This window comes from Mesoplasma sp. JKS002658 (assembly GCF_023566355.1).
In the GTDB taxonomy this organism is placed as follows: domain Bacteria; phylum Bacillota_I; class Bacilli_A; order Mycoplasmatales; family Mycoplasmataceae; genus Edwardiiplasma; species Edwardiiplasma whartonense.
This window is the reverse complement of record NZ_JAKNSW010000001.1, coordinates 429,230-448,687: the sequence shown is the minus strand read 5'-3', so window position 1 is coordinate 448,687 and position 19,458 is coordinate 429,230. Positions and strand designations below refer to the sequence as shown.

Sequence of the window (19,458 nt, the reverse complement as noted above, 5' to 3'; positions counted from 1 at the left end):
AATCAACCAATGAATGCTGGAAGTGTTATTGTTTTTTTGTTTGGTGATTATATCCTAATGATTAATATCAATTAGATTTTGTAAGGAAAAATTAAATGAAGAAATTTTTAATGATTTTAACTACTATTGGATTAGTCATGACCACAACTAGTGTGGTTGCTTGTGGAAGTTCAATAAAACAAGTTGTTGATACGATTGATATTGTTAAAAACGACGTTGATTTAACTTTAAGTTCAACTCATCAATCTGCAACCTTAACTATAACTCAAAGTGAGGCATTAAGTTTAAAGTTAATTCAATCGCTTGATTCGCAAGTTTATGTCAAAAATGATGATAATTGAGTTGATAGTTTGAGTGTTAATAATAACGCAATAGTTCTTAGTGCTACTTTTGTTTTGAATCAAAGCAATGGAGAGGTTACAGTAATGATTTTTGCTGATAACCCAATGCAAAGTGCTGTTGATGTTGTTTTTACTTTTAAGAACAAACGAACTTTAACTATTCAAGATTTGTATTTGGATTATTATCCTGAAGTTGAAATAGTTAAAGCAGCCAATATTGATGACAATCATGAGTTTGCAACCTTAACTTTAGTTCGAAGCGAGGCATTAAGTCTAAAATTACTTCAAGTTGATGATCATGGTTTAGTGAGTTATGGTGATAACTGAATCGATCATTTTGAGTGAGTAGTAGGAGTTAACCAAACCTTGATTAATGCTACTTTAAAACTTAAAACACGAACTGGTCAAGTAGAAATAATCTTTAATACAAATAAAGCAATGCGTCACTCTGAAAATCTTATGCTTACTTTAGATAAAACTCAAAAATCTAAATCGACCTTGATAGTTACTGGTTTAAATCTGAATTTTATTCGGACTGATCCAGTGACTCTACAAAAATATCCAACCCTGAAGACTGATCACCAATCAGCAACTTTTGATTTAACTTTCAGTGAAGCCTTGAGTTTAAAATTAACTCAATTTGATTCTAATGGGATTATTTCTCAAGGAATTAATTGACCACGTGATCATCAATTGACTACTGCCTTAAAGAATGGGACTGAGATTATTGCCGATCTTCTTTGACAAGAAAATGGTAGTGTAAAAATTACTTTAACTAGTTCTCAAAAGATGAGCGTTCCAAGTAATCTTGTCTTTGAAGTAAATAAAGATGATGAACCGCTTGCTCGTTTATTGGTTGGTGATTTGAACCTTGATTATGATGGTGAAATAATAATTGACAAGGTTTCAACTGATGTGAAAATTTCTGCTGATAAACAATCTGCTATTTTAACTTTAAGTGCTGCTGAAGCTAAGAGTTTAAAAATTACTCCCACTTCTAATTTTTTGACAACTTATCTTTCTGAAACCAGTCCACAAGTGATGACTGAAGTATCGCCATCATCCTTCAATGATGATGGTAGTATAGGGTTAATTTTAACCCTACTAGAAGTTATGAACAAGCCAACAACGGTTGTTTTTGACTTTGGTTATCCTAGTTATTCTTCAAAACAATTAATAATCAAAGACCTCTATTTAGACCTTGCTTCAGAAGTTATTCACCAGGGTGATGAATTGACAATTGATAGATCAAATACTGAACCGATGGCAAAACTTACCCTAACTGCACTTGAAGCACGAAGTTTGGGGTTGTCAAAACAGGATTTTTTTGAGCATTGATCAACCACTCTTCCTACTATCAAAGCATCATTGGATTTCAATGATTTAAGTTTTGATTTTACCTTTATTTTCGGTGCTCCAGAGCCAATTAATACTCCAATTGATGTTAGTTTTAATTTCGCTAAACCAGGAAAAACCCCAAAAATTTTAACAATTAAAAACTTTATTCTGCCTTAAATTTTAAATAAAATGGCTGCTGATCTTTTCTTAGAAAACTCTTTTCTGAATTCCTTTAATTTCTTCTAATTATTAGATAAAATTAAAAGGAGATTGAACTTAACTGCTGTATTTGCAAAATAATACAGAGGAAACTCCACGCTTACACAACCTGTGATTGGTTGTAGGGTTTGTGCTAACTGAAACCATAAAGTTAGACTATGAAAATAGATGGCAGATGATGATCTAAAGTAATTTATTACCATGATCTAGTCTTGAAAGTGCCACAGAGACGAGCAAAAGGGAAACCTTTGACCTGGAACGCGGTAAACCCCACAAGTAAGAAACTCAAATTTTGGTAGAGGAATCACTTAGAGAGAAGCCGAATCAACAAGTGGATAACATTAGTTATAGATAGATAGTTAAGCTAAGCAATTAGAACAGAACGTGGGTTATGTAAATCTCATTATCTTTTTTAAGTTTTTAATTCGTTGAATTCATTAAAGGTTTAAAAAAGGTAAGAATAAGGTAAGGATTGATTTGATGAATGCAGAACTTCAAGTTAAAGCAAGACAAGTAATTGAAGTTTGTTCGTCTCAAGGAATCAAGATTGGTGCTTGTGAATCATTTACTGGAGGCGGTTTTGCTAATGCTTTGACTAATATTCCAGGATCAAGTCAGGTTTTTAACGGAGCGATTGTTTCTTACACTAATGAAGTTAAAGTCAAACTTTTGCAAGTTAATCCTGTTATTCTTGCTAAAAAAGGAGCAATTTCTACAGCCTGTGTTCAAGAAATGGTCCTTCATGGAGCTAAAATATTAGAAGTTGATCTTTGTGTTGGCTTTAGTGGTAATGCTGATCGAAATGTGAGTGAAAATCAACCACCGTTTTTTAGTTTTATTGGTTTTTATTATCATAATCAAACTTTTGTTTACCCGTTTTCACTTCCTGATACTCCTGATGTTAATCGTGAAACCTTTAAAATCGCAGCAATCATCTTTGCATTGAATAAAATTTTAGAACTTTTAACCTAATTTTTCCTTATTCTTCGGGGGAGAGAAAAATGGAAAATTTAAAAATCGAAAACAAAGTAGAAAAAACTGAGGTTCTAAGTCAAATGAGTAAAAAAGAAGTTGATAATTCCGCCACAATTTGAGATGATGAAAAACTAAGAGTTTTGTTGAAAGATTTAGAAAAAACTTTTGGCAAAGGCACGATTATTAAACTTGGTGAAAGTGATTTAAAAAATCATAATGAAGCAATTTCTTCAGGATCATTATTGTTGAATAACATCATTGGAATTGGGGGATATCCTAAAAGAAGAATTACTGAAATTTATGGTCCCGAATCTAGTGGTAAAACAACCCTGGGATTGCATGCGATTGCCGAGTGTCAAAAAAGCAACGGAATAGCAGCATTTATTGATGCTGAACACGCTCTTGATCCGCGTTATGCGCAAAAGATTGGGGTGGATATTGATAATCTTTTGGTCAGTCAACCAGAATATGGTGAACAAGCTTTAGATATTTTAGAAATGTTAGTTAAATCCAACCAAATTGATTTAATTGTTTTAGACAGTGTGGCTGCTTTGGTACCTAAAAGTGAATTTGAAGGGGAAATGGGTGACCAATCGATTGGTTTACAAGCACGAATGATGTCTAAAGCGTTACGCAAGGTTAATGGGACGATTGCTAAAACCAATACCACAGTAATTTTTATCAATCAAATTCGTGAGAAGGTTGGGGTTGTGTTTGGTAATCCTGAAGTTACTTCAGGAGGAAGAGCGTTGCGATTTTATTCATCTTTACGAATTGAAACAAGAAAAGGTGAGATTTTATTAAAGAATGGTGAAGCGATTGGTAATAAAGTTAAGATTAAGATTGTAAAAAACAAGGTTGCCCCACCTTTTAAAACCGCAATCATCACCATTAACTATAATAAAGGTATTGATGGTGATAGTGAATTAATTGATTTGGCCACTACATATGAAATTATTCAAAAATCTGGGGTTTGATATTCTTATCAAAAAGAAAAAATTGGTCAGGGTAAAGAAAACTTGAAAGAATGATTAAATAGTCATTTGGAGCAAAAAACTTCGATTATTCAGCAAATTAGCGAACTTTTAAACCAAGTAAGCAATTAAATGAAAGTTAAGAAAATCACTTGAAGCAATTATTTTAATTTGTTAGTTTTATTGCTTTATTTTTATGGTTTAATCAAAGTAGATGAAGTTAGTTTGTGATTTTGTTTGTTTTAGAGAATATCTGGAAGAATTTTTTGACAGACACGATTACCAAATTAAATTTAAGAAACATCGTTATAGGAGGAAAATATAATGAGAAAATTATTAACAATTTTGGGAGCAGTTGGGTTAACTGCTACTAGTACTGCAACTGTGGTTGCTTGTGGAGATGGAAATAAAAACCCGGTTCCCGAGACAATTGAATTAGGTTCTGTGCAAGGATTGGATAAAACAATTACTGGTTCAGAAGAAATGACTGCTGCAGATGCTCTTAACGCTTTCTTAGCAATTGCTGCTAACAAAGACTTAGAAGATCAAGTTCAAGTTAAAGAAGGTGAAGAAAATTTTGTTGCTCCTACAACTGAAGCTGCTGGAAAATTAGTTATTATCGCAAAAACAGATTCTACTAAATACACTGGAGAGTTAACAATTACTATTGATTACAAAGCTGATACTATTGACCTAGGTTCTGTGCAAGGATTGGATAAAACAATTACTGGTTCAGGAGAAATGACTGCTGCAGATGCTCTTAACGCTTTCTTAGCAATTGCTGCTAACAAAGACTTAGAAGATCAAGTTCAAGTTAAAGAAGGTGAAGAAAATTTTGTTGCTCCTACAACTGAAGCTGCTGGAAAATTAGTTATTGTCGCAAAAACAGATTCTACTAAATACACTGGAGAATTAGAAATTATTATTTCAGCGTTATCAGGATCACAAGAATAGGTTCAGTTACAATAGTTATTAAACACTAATCAGAGTGAGATGTTAGTTTTATTCTTCGATTTAGTTTCAAAATTGTAAGTCAAAAACGAACAACTACCTCACTATTTATAATAGTGAGGTAGTTTTTTATTATCAAAAACTACTCTGATACTCATTGAAATTGATGAAAAAACTTAAAATCACAATTGAATAATTCTTTGAGTTAAAAAACCTTGATTATTCAAGGAATTAATTAATTTTTTAAACCTAATAAAATTTCTAAAAATCCGCTATAATCTTATGGTCTAAACGATCAACACTTTCCTTTTTATTAAAGGAGTTTTATGACATGAAAAATTATTGCTATAGTCTTTTTAGTTCTTTTTATTTTGACACTAGTAGCATTAAAGATAATCTGGTATTTGCTTAAGAAAAAATCACCTCAAAAAAGTCGTGATTTAGCTCAAAAAGCAGCCAAAAAAGAACGACAAAAAATTTTAGGGGAAGGGTATAAAACCCTGAAAGAAAAAGAAAAATTGTTGAATCAACAAAATGATGATTTACGAAGTTTTTTAAACCAAGAACTAGCTACTCTTGATTATCAACGCAAAACTTTAGAAAAATTAAAAAGTGAGTTAATGACTAAAGAAAATGAACTTAATGAACAGACTTTAGAATTAAACGAGCAAACTCGCTTGCTCGAGAGTAAAAAAACAAACTTAATCACTGATCTAAGCTCAATTGCAACTTTAACTCCAAGTGAAGCTGAAGCAAAACTATTTAAGGAAATTAAAGAACAAAAGAGTCAAGAAATTAGTCGTTATTTACGTCAAAAGGAATTAGAAACAACTAAGAAAGCACACGAGATGAGTGTTAATATTCTAATTAATGCTCTAGAAAAGTTTAAAACAGATTTTGTGCAACTTCGTACTACAAGTACAATCAAGATTCCTGACGAACAAATGAAGGGTCGAATTATTGGTAAAGACGGGCGGAACATTAAAACTTTTGAGCAGTATGCGGGAGTTGATGTGATCATTGATGATACTCCTGATTTAATCATGATTTCAAGTTTTAACCCGATTCGCCGAGAAATTGCAATCAAAACCTTGGAAAAACTTATCAGTGATGGTCGGATTCAACCAGTGCGAATTGAAAATGAACTAATTGCCCAAACTCAAAAACTTGATGAATTAATTTATCAAACTGGATGTGAAGTCACTGAAGAGTTAGGGATTTATGATATGGATTTACAACTAGTGAAGTTAGTCGGAAAGTTAAAGTATCGTACTAGTTATAGTCAAAATGTTTTACTCCACTCAATTGAAGTGGCGAAAATCAGCGGGGCAATTGCTGCAGAACTAGGCTTAGATGAACGCGTAGCAATCAGAAGTGGATTGTTGCACGATATTGGTAAAGCGCTTGATTTTGAACAAGAAGGAAATCACGTTGAGTTAGGGGTTGAAGTGGCTCGGAAGTATGGTGAGAATGAAGTGGTTGTGAATACGATTGCTGCTCATCATGAAGATGTTGCCAAAACAAGTATGACTGCTGCAATTGTTGCAATTGCTGATGCTCTCAGTGCGACTCGCCCCGGAGCACGAAATGAGCAATTAGAAGATTTTGTGCAACGAATTACAGAAATTGAAGAAATTTGTAACAATATTCCTGGAGTGGTCAAAAGTTATGCGCTACAGTCGGGTCGACAAGTACGGGTGCTTGTTGATCCAGTCAAAGTTGATGACTATCACATGATGGAATTAATTGACCAGATTTCTACTAGATTAAAAGAAGTTTCTATTCCAGGTAACATTACTTTAACCTTGATTCGCGAACACCGCGAAACTGTAGTAATAAAATAGCAAAACTGCTTTATTTTTTTATTAACTAGAATGTATTAAAATTATAAAAGAAAGTGGTTTTAACAAGAATGCAAACTGGTGAAAACTTGCAAGAACAAATTGCTGTTGTGGATGGTCTCGGACAAGAATTGAGTGAAAAAAGTGAATTTCAAGTATTGGAAAATTATCTTTTTGATCATGAACAATTGCTTAGTGCAATTGTTTGTTTAGTTGAAGGACAATTAAATCTAGTTGCTTGTTCAACTTCTCGTCTTTTCTTGGTTAGTCGGATGAATGCTTTGGGGAGTAAGGTTAAAAGAATTGGTTTGGAAGATATTGCTGATCTTAAATTAATCACTGACAAACAAATCGGGAAATTGGTTGTGAGTTTTTATAGTGTTAACACCGAGTTATTGATTGAAGGAATTTCTTCAGTTAAAGCGCAAAAGTTTGGGAAAAAACTCGTGACAGCAATTCAAAGTTGAACCTTAAACCTACAAAATAATAATTTAAAGGAGAAATAAAAATGGCATTTGGTGATTTCTTAGCAAAAAGAATGAAAAAAAGTTTAGAGAAGAAAGTGAATCAAGCTACTCTAAGCGAAGAAAATATTAAAGATACTTTAACTGAAATTCGGTTAGCTTTATTAGAGGCTGACGTGAATAATGAAGTAGTTAAGGAATTAATTAGCAAAATTCAAGCAAAAGTTGTTGGAGGTTATATTGAAGAAGGTGTCAATGCTCAACAACAACTAATCAAGGTTGTTCATGATGAGTTGCAACAGATTTTGGGTAAAGAAAACCAACCTCTGGAATTAAACCACAAACCATCAGTGATTATGATGGTTGGATTGCAAGGTTCAGGAAAAACTACTACGGCAAATAAACTTGCTTATTTATTGGCAAAAAAGCAAGGTAAGAAGCCTTTGTTAGTAGGGTTGGATGTTTATCGTCCCGGAGCAATTGATCAATTAAAAGAATTAGGATTACAAACAAACATTCCTGTTTTTGAACAAGGTAAACAAGATCCAGTTAAAACCGCTAAGCAAGCTTTAATTTATGCTGAAGAAAATAATTATGATGTGGTGATTCTTGATACAGCTGGTCGATTACAAATCGACAAGGAATTGATGGATGAATTAAATCAGTTAAGAAAAACTACGTCTCCATCAGAAATTTTGTTAGTTGTTGATGGCATGATTGGTCAAGAAATTATTGATGTTACTAACGCGTTTAATGAACTTTTGAAATTAAGCGGAGTAATTATTACTAAATTAGATGGTGATGCTCGCGGGGGAGCCACGCTTTCAATTGCTTATATGACTAAGTTACCAATTAAATTCATCGGTGAAGGAGAAAAACTTAACGCGTTATCGCCTTTCTATCCAAAACGAATGGCTGACCGTCTTTTGGGAATGGGTGATATTGAAACTTTATTTGAAAGGGCAATTGAAAACATTGATGAACGTTCGATTGAAAAAACAATGAAAAGAATGTTTATGGGTCAATATGACTTAGAAGATTTACGAAATCAACTTGCTCAAACTGCTAAAATTGGTAACTTATCAGGAATTATGAAAATGATTCCTGGTTTAAATGGTAAGATTAACGATCAGCAAATCGAAGAAGCGCAACGAAGATTGGTTATTTTTACTATTTTAATGGATTCGATGACAATTAAAGAACGTCGTGAACCGAAGTTATTAAAATCAATTTCGCGAAAACAACGGATTATTAAAGGATCTGGTCGTAACGAAAAAGAACTTAACGAACTTTTGAATAATTTTGATAAAGGTAAGAAACAAGTTTTACAGTTAACCAAACAATTTAAGAAGGGCGGTATGGGCGCTTTTGGTAAGGGTAACCTACCTTTTGGTTTTTAATGTTTATTAAAATTTTGTGTTTTGGTAAACTTGATAATCGTTTGTTTCAGCAGTTGTTTGATTTTTATCAAGCAAAAATTCAAAAGAAAATTAACTTTGAAGTGATTGAATTAAAAGAAAACTATCAAGCAGAGACAAAGGTTAATTTAGAAGTTAATTCTAATTTACTTCAAGAAAAAATTAACAAGTTTTCTGATTATGAAGTTATTTTATTAGATGTTGATGCTCCTATGCTTAGTAGTGAAGAGTTTGCTCAGGCAATTGCTAAGAATAAGGATTTAAAAACTGGTAAGTTGTTACTAGTAATCGGTCCTTCTGATGGTTATGATCAAGCATTTAAGATGAATTATCCGCGAATAAGTTTTGGCAAAATTACCTTTCCTCATCAATTGTTTCGTCTCATTCTTGCTGAACAAATTTATCGTGCTTTAAAGATTATTGGTCATGAACAGTATCATAAATAATTTTCTTTGAAAGTTTTAAAAAATCAGACTTTATTTTCTAATTATCCTGTTAAGTAAAAATACTTGACACCATCTTTAAAACCTTATAAAATGAGTATGAATTTTATTTAGGGAGGTAAAAATGGTTAAACTGAGATTAAAAAGAATTGGTAAGAAACAAGTTCCTTTTTACAGAATTGTTGCTGCTGATTCAAGAGTGAATCGTAACGGTAAATATATTGAATTAATTGGCACTTTTGATCCGTTAAAAGATGATGTGAAAATTGATAAAGAGTTAGCTTTAAAATGATTACAAAATGGTGCTCAACCAACAGATACTGTCAGAAGTCTTTTTTCTAAAGAAGGTATTATGACAGAATTACATAACCAAAAATTAGAAGCAAAAAAAGCTTCTAAATAAAAATAAGGTCTTTGATGAATTTAGAATCATTAATTAAAATTGGTAATGTTGTCAATACTTTTGGTCGAAAGGGTAGTATTAAAGTTTTATTAGCGAAGAACTTAATTCTTGTTGATGAACAATTAGCCACTCACTTCTTCTTTTATGAAGATGAGTATAGGATTATGCAACCATTAAGGATTGAGAGTTATTCACAATCGCAAGTCAATCTTTTGGTAATAAAGTTTAGAGATATTGATTCTTTATCAAGTGCAGAACGCTTAAAAAATGCTGATATTTATAGTTTAAAAACAGATAATTTGTTTACATCAACTCCTGATTATTTGAGTTATGAAATTGTTTTTAAATTAGATAATCATCAAGTGAATGTTAAGGTTAGTGCAGTGATGAATAATGGGCTTTATGATTTGTTTCAATTTTTTTGAGATAACCAAGAAGTTTGAATTCCTAATGTGGCAGAGTATGTTGTTAATATTGATGACAATGAGCAAAAGATTTATGTTCAACACTTGGAGAGGTTAATTTAAATGAAGTTTTCAATTCTTACCTTATTTCCAGAAGTTATTAAGACTTATATTGACCAATCAATTATTAGTCGTGCGATTAAGAGTCGGTTAATTGAAGTTGAAGTGATTGATATTCGGGATTTTGCTACTTCAAAACACCACCAAGTTGATGATTATCAATATGGTGGTGGAGCGGGAATGGTCATGATGGCTCCTCCAGTTTATGAAGCAATTCAAAAGGTTAAGACTCCTGAAAGTTATGTTGTTTTGACTTCTGCACAGGGACAAACTTGAACCCAAACAACTGCTCGCAATTATGCGAAGAGTTATCAACACTTGATTATTATTTGTGGACACTACGAAGGAATTGATGCGCGAATCTTAAACTATGTTGATGCAGAAATATCAATTGGTGATTATGTGATGACTGGTGGAGAGATTGCAAGTTTAGTCTTATTAGATTCAATTACTAGAGTTATTCCTGATGTGATTCAAGTTGAATCTCATCTTAACGATAGTTTTGAAAATGATTTATTAGACTACGATGTTTATACCAAACCATTGGTTTGAAAAGATAAACCAGTCCCAGAAGTGTTAGTCAGTGGTCATCATCAAAAAATTAAAGAATTTCGTGAATTCAGTCAGCTATATAACACCTATACCAAGCGACCTGATTTAATCAATGAAGTTAAATTATCTAAAGACCAATTAAAGATTTTAAAAGAGTTAAAAACGAAAGGAGCAAAATAATATGAGTTCAATCAAAACTAAAACGATGCAATCAAACTATGATCTTGTAAATAATCAATTACGTGATGATTTACCAGACTTTAATTCTGGAGATACTATTTGTGTTGATGTCAAAATTAAAGAAGGGGAAAAATACCGAATTCAATCTTTTGAAGGATTGGTAATTAAAACCCAAGGATCAGGGATTAGTTATTCAGTAACTGTTCGAAAAATATCTAATGGTGTGTTTGTGGAAAGAACCTTCCCCTTACATTCACCAATTATTGATGAAGTTAGAGTAGTTAAACGTGGACGTGTTCGTCGATCAAGAATTTACTACATTCGTAAGTTGAAAGGTAAAGCTGCTCGAATTAAAGAGGTTTTACCAACCAAAAAACCAGAACCTTCAACTAAATAAAACAATTAGAACCATTTTAATGGTTCTTTTCTTTTCTAAATATAAAAACTAAATATAGTATAATTTAGGAAGTTTAAAGGAGTGATTTTGATGAGTGGTGCACAAAACTGATTTCCTGGTCATATGAATAAAACCTTGAAAGAAATCGAACAATTAATTACCGCTGTTGATGTTGTTGTTGAAGTGATTGATGCTCGAGCACCTTATTCTTCACAAAATCCCTTATTTAGAAACTTGTTAAAAAATAAGGTTGTGGTTTATGTTATTAGTAAAATTGACTTGGCCAACCCCCTGGCTACTAAAGAGTGAATGGAACATTTTCAAGAGCAGGGCGATTCTTTTCTTTTAGTGGAAAAAACTAGTCAGAATTTGACTGATCAGTTAGTGGGAATAATTAACCAAGTGACTGCCAAAACTAGAAAAAAGCAACATCAAAAAGGAATTGTTAATCCGCAGTTAAATGCATTGATTATCGGTTTACCAAATGTGGGAAAATCAACTTTTATTAACAAGATCGTTAAAGATAAACGGGTAAAGGCGGGAAATAAACCAGGTTTAACCAGAGGATTACAACGGATTGTTTTAACTAAAAATATCACTTTAATTGATACACCAGGAATTATGCCCTCTAAGATTCCTAATGAATCGATTGCTACTAACTTAGTTTTAATTAATGCTGTGAAAGAAGATGTCTTTCCTCGTGAAAGAATGGCTGCTCGAGCAATGCGTTATGTTTTTAATAATTATCCTGATAAGGTCAAAGAAGTTTATCAAACTAGGTTAAACTTTTTACCACCAATTGAAATTAAAGATACTTACCGAATTTTTGAAAAAATTGCTAAAAAGAATAAATGAGTGCTTTTAGAAGATGTTTATGATGTTGAACGGGTAATGAAAACCTTCTTACGCGACGTTCAAAACGGAAAATTGGGGCGAATTAGTTATGAAACTCCTGAATTAATTGCTCAATTAGAAGTTAATCCTAATAAAGAAGAACCAGATCAAGTAGAAAACAAAAGTGATGTCAGTTCAGAGTGATAATTTTGGTTGAATCTTTGATCAACAATTTCGTAAAGATAATTTAATAATTGCAGGTAGTGATGAAGCTGGAAGGGGCGCTTGAGCGGGTCCGTTAGTTGTGGCTAGTGTAATTCTTCCCTCAAGCTTTTCTTCTTCTTTGATTAAAGATTCTAAAAAAATGACAATTCAACAGCGTGAAAAGCAGTTTAAAGTGATTAAAAAAGTGGCAATTGCCTATTCAATTGTGGTAATTGATACGCGTATGGTTGAAAAATTAAATCCCAAGCAGGCAAGTATTTATGGAATGCAGTCAACTTTGCTTGACTTAAAGGTTCAACCAACTCTAGCTTTGATTGATGGAGAACAATTACCACATGATTTTTCGATTAAAACTCAAAAAATAATTAAGGGTGATAACCTTTCTTTATCGATTGCTGCAGCCAGTATTTTAGCAAAAGTTACTCGTGATCATATTATGTATCAGTATCACTCTCAGTATCCTGATTATAATTTTTTACATAATGTTGGTTATGGAACAAAAGCTCATTTACAAGGATTAATGACTAATGGTGTGACCAACTTGCACCGAAGAACTTATAAACCAATTAAAGATCTCTTAGCAATTAAAACTAAATAAGTAATTAAAATCCAGAACTTTATGAGAAAAGTTTTGGTTTTTTTCTTATTCTATAACGGAGGAAAAAATATGAATAATGTAATAATGATGGGAACTTTAGAAGGAGATGCAGAAGTTGTTTACACCACTCCTGATGGTAACAAAAGTCTTTATAAGTTTCTTTTAAAGGTTCCTAAACCTTACAAAGCAAAAGAAAAACACGAGCACGAACATCATGATGATTTAATTAGTGTTAAGGTTTGATCAACTCAATTGACTGATGAGTTTGTTTTGCACGATCAAGCATGTATTGGCATTGAAGGCCGAGTTAATTCCTATGCAGGCAAAGATTTTAAAACTATAATCAACGATATTATTGCTAATAAAGTTTTTTATTTGGCATAGAAATGGACAAAGTTCTTTTATACTTTAGTTTAAAGTACCACGGAGAGTGGGATAAAATTTATGAAGCTTTGGATAAAAAAGAAAAGATTAGTCAACAAGAATTAGAATCAGTTGAACAACGCATCAATTGTGACTATTTAACAATTATCAATCCATTATATCCAACTAACTTGAAAAATAGTCATCATCCACCTTTTGTCCTTTTTTATAAAGGCAAAATTGACCTGTTAGTTAATTATTATAAAATTTTTAGTTTTATTTACGAAGATAAAATTGAAAATTGTAACCAACAAAGTTTTGAACGATTGGTGAATAATTTCAAAAAAGAACATAAAACTTTTTTACTTGCAAACTTAAACCTGATGTCTGGTTATATCAACTGTTTAATTCAAGAAACTTCTTCAAACTATATTCTGATTACAGATACAATCGCATCTGTTCATGATAACAGTGATGGTTTAATTATTAGTGAAGGATATAATTTAAACAATAATCAGGTAGCCTTTATAACTCGACTATTAGTAACTCTTGCTACGGCAACTGTTGTGATTGAGGTTGCTAAAAAAAGTCCTTTAATTCCAATAATTGAACAAGGTTTAACTGAGAATGGATCGCTTTTTGTTTTACCTTTAGGTATTGATGTAAAGAACCGTGCTAACAACACTTTGATTAAACTTGGAGCAAAGTTGATCGAATCTTCAAGTGATGTTTTAAAAGATTTGTAAAGATGGAGATAGTGAAACTGTTCACTATTTTTTTGTTTTTCTAAATGTTATAATCTTTTAAATACATTCAGGAAAGGAGATAATTATGTCAGAAAGTCCAAGCTCCGAGGACAAAAAACTGCTAAAAAATGACAATCCTGAAGAAGGTTCTATTAACCGAAAAATTGATAACTCAATCGCTCCTGAAACTCCTTGAAAGACTCGACTTGTCCGTTTTTTTCAAAACTGAAGGGAACAAAGAGATGATGATGAAGACATTGAACCTGTAATTGAAACCCCTAAGATTGGGTTTTTTAAGTTAGTTTCTACTTACTTTATTAAGAAGTGACCGTATGGTTTAGCTATCTTAATTTTGCTTTTGCTTGCTTCAGTGGCCTCTGCTTTTGGGCCTTATATCATCAATAATTTAACTAAGGTGGTAATTTGGAAGAATTCTGACACGTTTAAACAAATTCCTTATGACCAGTTATCTAGTGATTTAAAACCAATTTGAGATATTTCTTGAGAAGCGTATATGGGTTTGCAAATTGCTTTACTCTTTATTGTTGCTACTACTACTTTTGCAGGAACAGCGATTGCTGGTTTTTTGGGTAAATATATTGAAGTTGATTTACGAGATCGTTCTTTTGCCCGTCTAATAACTCAGGATATGAGTTATTATTCTGATAAAAAAATTGGTGATATTTTAACCAAAGTTGTTTCTGATACTCAAATTATTGGTGATCAGTCTCAAGCAATTCCAACTGCTTTTCTTTCAGCGGTCTTTACCACTATTGCTGCAATCATTATGGCCTTTGTGATGGATTGAAAATTAAGTTTAGTAATTATTGTAATGTTTGTTTTAATTATTGCAATAATGTTAGCTATTTTTGGTAGTTTAAGAAAACTGATGTTTAAAGCTCGTGATGTAATCACCAAGGTTAATGGAACAGTTATCAACCGCATTAGCACTGTGCAGTTAATTAAAACTTCTGGAACTGAAGCATACGAAAAAAAAGGTTTTGTCGATCAACATAAGGAGTATGCTTCAGCATACAAACGAATGGTTAATCTTCAAGCGATTTTAACTGCGATTTTAATTATTGGGATTTCTTCAATCCAGATTGTGTTAATTATCGCAGCAGCGATAATTTATAAAAACGATACAACCTTATTAATTACTAAACTCCCTGCCTTCTTGTTGATTTCAGCAGTGATGATTGGTCCTTTGATGCAAGTAATTCGGGTACTATCAGGAATCATTATTGCTTCAACTTCTGCAGAGAGAACTGCGCAAATTCTTTATTCAAAATCAAATATTAATACTCACTTGCAGGATAAAGAAGGAATTTATCTTGACAGTATCAATGGGAATATTCTTTTTAAAGATGTGGTCTTTGCTTATCCTGAAAAACCAACTAAGGTGATTTTGCCAAAAACTGACTTTACTTTTGAACAAGGAAAAAAATATGCTTTTGTTGGTGAAACTGGAGCTGGTAAATCAACAATTTCTAAATTACTTTTGCGTTTTTATGATCCAACCTATGGAGATGTTTTAATTAATAATGATATTAATTTAAAAGATATTCATTTATCAAGTTATCTTGATCATGTCGGTTATGTGGAACAAGAACCCCAAATTTTGTTAGGAAACATTTGAGAAAATGTGCGCTATGGAACTGCAGATAAAACCAACGAACAAGTAATAGAAGCATGTAAAAAAGCTGATTTGGACCGAATTATTCAAACTTGACCAGATAAGTATGACACGATTCTTGGTGAACGGGGATTTATGTTATCTGGAGGACAAAAACAACGTTTGGTAATTGCGCGAATGTTTTTAAAAGATCCTGAATTATTAATTTTAGATGAAGCCACTTCTGCTTTAGATAATATTGTTGAAAAAGAAATTCAAGGTCAACTAAATAAGCTAATGCAAAATCGTACCACAGTTTCGATTGCTCACAGACTATCAACTATTAAGAATGCTGATCAAATTATTGTGTTAGTTCCAGGAAAAGGAATTACCCAAGTGGGTAGTTTTGAAGAATTAAAAAAACAACCTGGTCATTTCAAAGATTTATATGAAGCTGGATTAATGAAATAGAAAGGAAAACCTTATGGAAAACGAAGAATTACTACTAATCAAACCAACCAGCAGTAAAACAACTAGTAAAGTTACTGATAAGTATGTTAACAACCCCCATTTTCGTAATACTGATCGTGATTTTTCATGAAAAAAAATGGGCAGTTTCATTCGAATTGTACTGGATAACGCTAAAGAGAATCCAGTACTTTTCTGGTTGATGGTAATCATAACTATTCTTAATGGAATTACTGCCACCTTGACGCCTTTGGCTGCTTCACAAATTGCTGGTTTGTTAACTTCGACAACAACAAAAACTGATACTTTTTTAGGTATCACAATGCATTGATATAGTTGAATTGCAGTTACTGGTGTGGCGTTGTTTTTCTTGTGTATTTTTGAGTATTTAACTGATTACACAATCGGAGTTTTTGCGATGAAGGTTGAAATTCAACAACGGTTAGAAATTCTTAATAGTTTAGTTGATCAAGATATTGATTTCTTCTTTGATCATGCTAGTGGAAATATTCTAACTCGTTTAGTTGCTGATACTGAAGGGTTATCATTAGGGATTCAACAATTTTTAACTAATATTATTTATTTAATTGCTGCAGTAATTTCAGCAGTTGTAATTTTATTTACAAAAAACGCGATGCTAACAGGAATTGCACTTGGATATCTGGTGATTGTTCTTTTAGTTGCTTTTGTTATTTTTATATATTTCCGTCGCGCCTTAATTTATATGTTTGATATTAAACGTGATATTGATGCTGATATGACTGATCGAATTAATAACATTACCTTAATTAAGTCATCAGGAACTGAAGTTGAAGAAATTCAACGAAATGTTGCTGAGAACGCTGTTTATTCAAAAAAGGGAAATAAACAAGTTGTTCTCTCAGTAACACTAAATACTTGAATTTTTATTGCTGATTCTTTTCTTTCAACAATTATTTTGTTGATTGCTATTGGTAAATATCAAAGCAATCCTGACCAGTTAGCAAGTATTTTGGTAACATTTTTACCTAACTTAAGTATGTTGTCTTTACCAATTATTATGATGATACAAACTTTGAGAGCAGCGGCCAGAGCTGCTAACTGTGCTGACCGAATTGGTCAATTGACCGAACCAAAACCTCAGATTCTTCCCAATATCGAAGGAAAAAAGGTTGATGAAATTAGAAACATTGTTTTTGAAGAAGTTTCATTTGCTTATCCTCAAGACTTAAATAACATTATTATTCCATCAACCACTTTTACATTAGAAGAAGGAAAGTCTTATGCTTTTGTTGGTGAAACTGGAAGTGGTAAATCAACAATTGGTCGTTTGTTACTTCGGTTGTATGACCCAACAACAGGAAAAGTTTTAATTAACGGAACTGATGATTTAAAAAGTTTGAACTTACCTGATTATTTAGCTAAGGTGGGATATGTAGAACAAAATCCACAAATGTTTTATGGAAATTTCTGAGAAAATATTGCGTATGGAATTTTTAATGCTAGCAAGAAAGCAATTATCGCTGCTGCTAAAAAAGCTAATTTACACGATTTTATTATGTCCTTGCCAGAAGCTTATGAGACGATTTTAGGAGAAAGAGGTTTTTTACTTTCTGGAGGACAAAAACAACGGTTAGTAATTGCGCGAATTTTCTTAAAGGATCCTGACTTAGTGATTTTAGATGAAGCCACTTCTGCTTTAGATAATATTGTTGAAAAAGAAATTCAAGCTGAATTAAATAAGTTAATTGCAAATAAAACTTCAGTAACGATTGCTCACAAGTTATCAACAATTAAGGATGTTGACCAAATTCTTGTTCTAGAACCTAAAAAAGGTGTAACACAAAAAGGAACTTTTGAGGAATTAAAAAATAAACCAGGGCACTTCAAGAAACTTTATGAAGCTGGATTGATGGATTAGGAGAGCACATGTATAAAAAACAAGATTCGAATTTTTGGTGAGCAATCAATGATTATGTCCAAGATGAACCATCATTTTTAGATTTATCAGCAGATGATAAAGTGGTTATTGAACAAATTTTTCGGATTACTTATTATGGGTTATTTCAATATCAACTTTACACAGGTAAGGAATTAACCAGTATTGAGTCATCAAATATTCAAGAGCTCTCTGATTATATTCTTAAAAACTATTCTCTTTTATTTAGAACTGTCTACAAAGATTCGGAAAATAAGGTTGATTTAAAAGTTAATAATCAGTCAATCAGAACTCAACAACTATTAGAAAAAATTATCTTTCCTTACATTAATGATCACTCTTTTGTTTCAAAAGATGACTTAGCAATTGATGGTGATTTAATTTTCATGATTTTAATGCAACTATGTTTTAAAAATCGGTATGATATTAATTTAGAAAATAAAAACACTCCTGATAAACCTTATTTTTCTGCTCTTTATCCCTTTTTATTGACTTTATTAATTGTTAACCCGACCACTCCAGAATTAATTTATCAAAATATTAACCAAGTTTTTAATAAAGAAAACATCCATGCTGCTTTAATTAGTGGTCGCGTGTTGAGTGAAAGTGAAAAAACTTTTGTGGCCCCTTTGTTAGATACTTTAGCAAGTGATGAAGATTTTCAAGCGATGTTATTTTCATTTAATGAAGATCATTGACGAAAGTTAGAGTTAGATGAACGTTTCAAAAGTGTTTATCAATTATCGAAATATACAAGTATTTTGTTGAAAGATAATATTCGTGCTTTAGACCAACTCGAATCAGAAGTGGAATTAAACGCATTATTACATAATTACCTTGATATTATTTTAAAAAGTGAAGCAGAATGATTAATTACTCTTCAAAACGATTCTATTCAAGAGTTAGATTCAGAGTACGATGAAACTGCGACTTTTCAAACCCTCAAGTTTGCTTCACCTGACTTTTTATATCCAATTTTAACCAAAGATTTCAATCCTAAAACAATTATTGAGTATTACAATCATTTGCCTCGAGTTAACAAAATTAAGTTTTCTGCTCATAGGCTGGAAAAGTTTATCAATGGAATTTTATATGCAGTTTCATACTTACGTTTAGTTCAACAAACATCACTTGATTGTCCTGCTGCTGAAGATTTATTTATTATGCGAAAAAAAGTGGCCTTAGTTAATTCTTTGAAATTATTTTCTGAAGATGAACAACACCGCTTTCAAACTAATAACAACTATTGAGTTGACAATTTAGACACAATTTTTCTCACATCTCAAGAATTAAAAACTATTCTTGAAGAAAATAATAAAAAGAATAAAGATTTAACAATGCAGTTAAAAGAAGTTCTCCGAATAATTTCTTTCTTGATTTCATTAGAACCTAAAATTGTTAAAGAGATGGACTATTCTTTAGAAGAAATTATTAAATACTATTTAATTTGTTTTGGTCCTTACCAAAGTGATGGCTTAGCCTTTCAAAAAAGCGATATCAAAGAGTTGAATAGCGCCATTAAAAAACTTGATAAACAGTTAAATATCGAACAGTATAGTAAGCAGAACGATGACTATTACTCAACGTTTTATTTAATCAATAAACTCCTGGCTTTTAAGAAGAATCGTCTAAAATAGGTTTGTTTTCCACCCTAATTAATGGTATTATTCA

19 protein-coding genes and 1 other RNA gene are annotated in these 19,458 nt (G+C 31.9%); all 20 read left to right on the top strand.

From position 1 onward, the window contains the following. The first annotated feature begins 95 nt into the window (after nt 1–95). The 20 genes from LD125_RS02050 to LD125_RS01955 all read left to right on the top strand — a co-directional run bounded on the left by LD125_RS02050 (nt 96) and on the right by LD125_RS01955 (nt 19,424). A complete protein-coding gene (locus tag LD125_RS02050) occupies nt 96–1,856 on the top strand; it encodes a hypothetical protein (protein WP_250137380.1) in 1,761 nt (586 codons plus the stop codon). A gap of 91 nt (nt 1,857–1,947) precedes the next feature. Then, nucleotides 1,948–2,295: RNase P RNA component class B (rnpB, locus tag LD125_RS02045), an RNA gene on the top strand. A gap of 83 nt (nt 2,296–2,378) precedes the next feature. Next, nucleotides 2,379–2,870 carry a CinA family protein gene (locus LD125_RS02040; RefSeq protein WP_250136459.1) on the top strand — a complete coding sequence of 164 codons (492 nt, stop codon included), beginning with the start codon at nt 2,379–2,381 and terminating at the stop codon, nt 2,868–2,870. Nucleotides 2,871–2,953: 83 nt separating this feature from the next. After that, nucleotides 2,954–3,979: a recombinase RecA gene (gene recA, locus LD125_RS02035; RefSeq protein WP_250136519.1), complete on the top strand. Its 1,026-nt coding sequence runs from the start codon at nt 2,954–2,956 to the stop codon at nt 3,977–3,979. A 192-nt stretch (nt 3,980–4,171) separates the two neighbouring features. Further along, complete coding sequence (locus tag LD125_RS02030) at nt 4,172–4,801, top strand: lipoprotein (RefSeq protein ID WP_250137381.1); 630 nt, start codon at nt 4,172–4,174, stop codon at nt 4,799–4,801. Between the two features lie 401 nt (nt 4,802–5,202). Beyond that, entirely contained in the window at nt 5,203–6,642 is a 1,440-nt protein-coding gene (rny, locus tag LD125_RS02025) for a ribonuclease Y (RefSeq protein ID WP_250137382.1), read from the top strand. A gap of 68 nt (nt 6,643–6,710) precedes the next feature. Then, nucleotides 6,711–7,145 carry a hypothetical protein gene (locus tag LD125_RS02020; protein ID WP_250136462.1) on the top strand — a complete coding sequence of 145 codons (435 nt, stop codon included), beginning with the start codon at nt 6,711–6,713 and terminating at the stop codon, nt 7,143–7,145. Nucleotides 7,146–7,147: 2 nt separating this feature from the next. After that, a complete protein-coding gene (ffh, locus tag LD125_RS02015; RefSeq protein WP_250137383.1) occupies nt 7,148–8,503 on the top strand; it encodes a signal recognition particle protein in 1,356 nt (451 codons plus the stop codon). Then, complete coding sequence (locus LD125_RS02010; protein ID WP_250137054.1) at nt 8,503–8,967, top strand: 23S rRNA (pseudouridine(1915)-N(3))-methyltransferase RlmH; 465 nt, start codon at nt 8,503–8,505, stop codon at nt 8,965–8,967. The genes ffh and LD125_RS02010 overlap by 1 nt, the downstream gene beginning before the upstream one ends. A 121-nt stretch (nt 8,968–9,088) precedes the next feature. Continuing rightward, nucleotides 9,089–9,367, top strand: a complete 279-nt coding sequence (rpsP, locus tag LD125_RS02005; protein ID WP_250136465.1) for a 30S ribosomal protein S16 — start codon at nt 9,089–9,091, stop codon at nt 9,365–9,367. A gap of 14 nt (nt 9,368–9,381) precedes the next feature. Next, nucleotides 9,382–9,894, top strand: a complete 513-nt coding sequence (locus LD125_RS02000; protein WP_250137053.1) for a ribosome maturation factor RimM — start codon at nt 9,382–9,384, stop codon at nt 9,892–9,894. Beyond that, the gene (gene trmD / locus LD125_RS01995; RefSeq protein ID WP_250136467.1) at nt 9,895–10,623 is read left to right on the top strand and encodes a tRNA (guanosine(37)-N1)-methyltransferase TrmD; all 729 of its coding nucleotides are present in this window, start codon (nt 9,895–9,897) and stop codon (nt 10,621–10,623) included. Between the two features lies 1 nt (nt 10,624). Continuing rightward, nucleotides 10,625–11,020 (top strand): 50S ribosomal protein L19, encoded by a 396-nt coding sequence (rplS, locus tag LD125_RS01990; protein WP_374982228.1) that lies wholly within the window; start codon nt 10,625–10,627, stop codon nt 11,018–11,020. Nucleotides 11,021–11,110: 90 nt separating this feature from the next. After that, nucleotides 11,111–12,061: a ribosome biogenesis GTPase YlqF gene (ylqF, locus tag LD125_RS01985; RefSeq protein WP_250137384.1), complete on the top strand. Its 951-nt coding sequence runs from the start codon at nt 11,111–11,113 to the stop codon at nt 12,059–12,061. Further along, a complete protein-coding gene (gene rnhB, locus LD125_RS01980) occupies nt 12,042–12,677 on the top strand; it encodes a ribonuclease HII (protein ID WP_250137051.1) in 636 nt (211 codons plus the stop codon). Before ylqF ends, rnhB begins: the two co-directional genes overlap by 20 nt. 69 nt (nt 12,678–12,746) lie before the next feature. Further along, a complete protein-coding gene (locus tag LD125_RS01975; RefSeq protein ID WP_250136470.1) occupies nt 12,747–13,061 on the top strand; it encodes a single-stranded DNA-binding protein in 315 nt (104 codons plus the stop codon). Between the two features lie 2 nt (nt 13,062–13,063). Next, the gene (locus LD125_RS01970) at nt 13,064–13,786 is read left to right on the top strand and encodes a DNA-processing protein DprA (protein WP_250137050.1); all 723 of its coding nucleotides are present in this window, start codon (nt 13,064–13,066) and stop codon (nt 13,784–13,786) included. Nucleotides 13,787–13,871: 85 nt separating this feature from the next. After that, entirely contained in the window at nt 13,872–15,872 is a 2,001-nt protein-coding gene (locus tag LD125_RS01965; protein WP_250137049.1) for an ABC transporter ATP-binding protein, read from the top strand. 13 nt (nt 15,873–15,885) lie between these two features. Beyond that, nucleotides 15,886–17,769, top strand: a complete 1,884-nt coding sequence (locus LD125_RS01960; RefSeq protein WP_250137385.1) for an ABC transporter ATP-binding protein — start codon at nt 15,886–15,888, stop codon at nt 17,767–17,769. Between the two features lie 8 nt (nt 17,770–17,777). Then, nucleotides 17,778–19,424, top strand: coding sequence for a hypothetical protein (locus LD125_RS01955; RefSeq protein ID WP_250137047.1), 1,647 nt, complete (start codon nt 17,778–17,780; stop codon nt 19,422–19,424). The last annotated feature ends 34 nt before the right edge of the window (nt 19,425–19,458 follow it).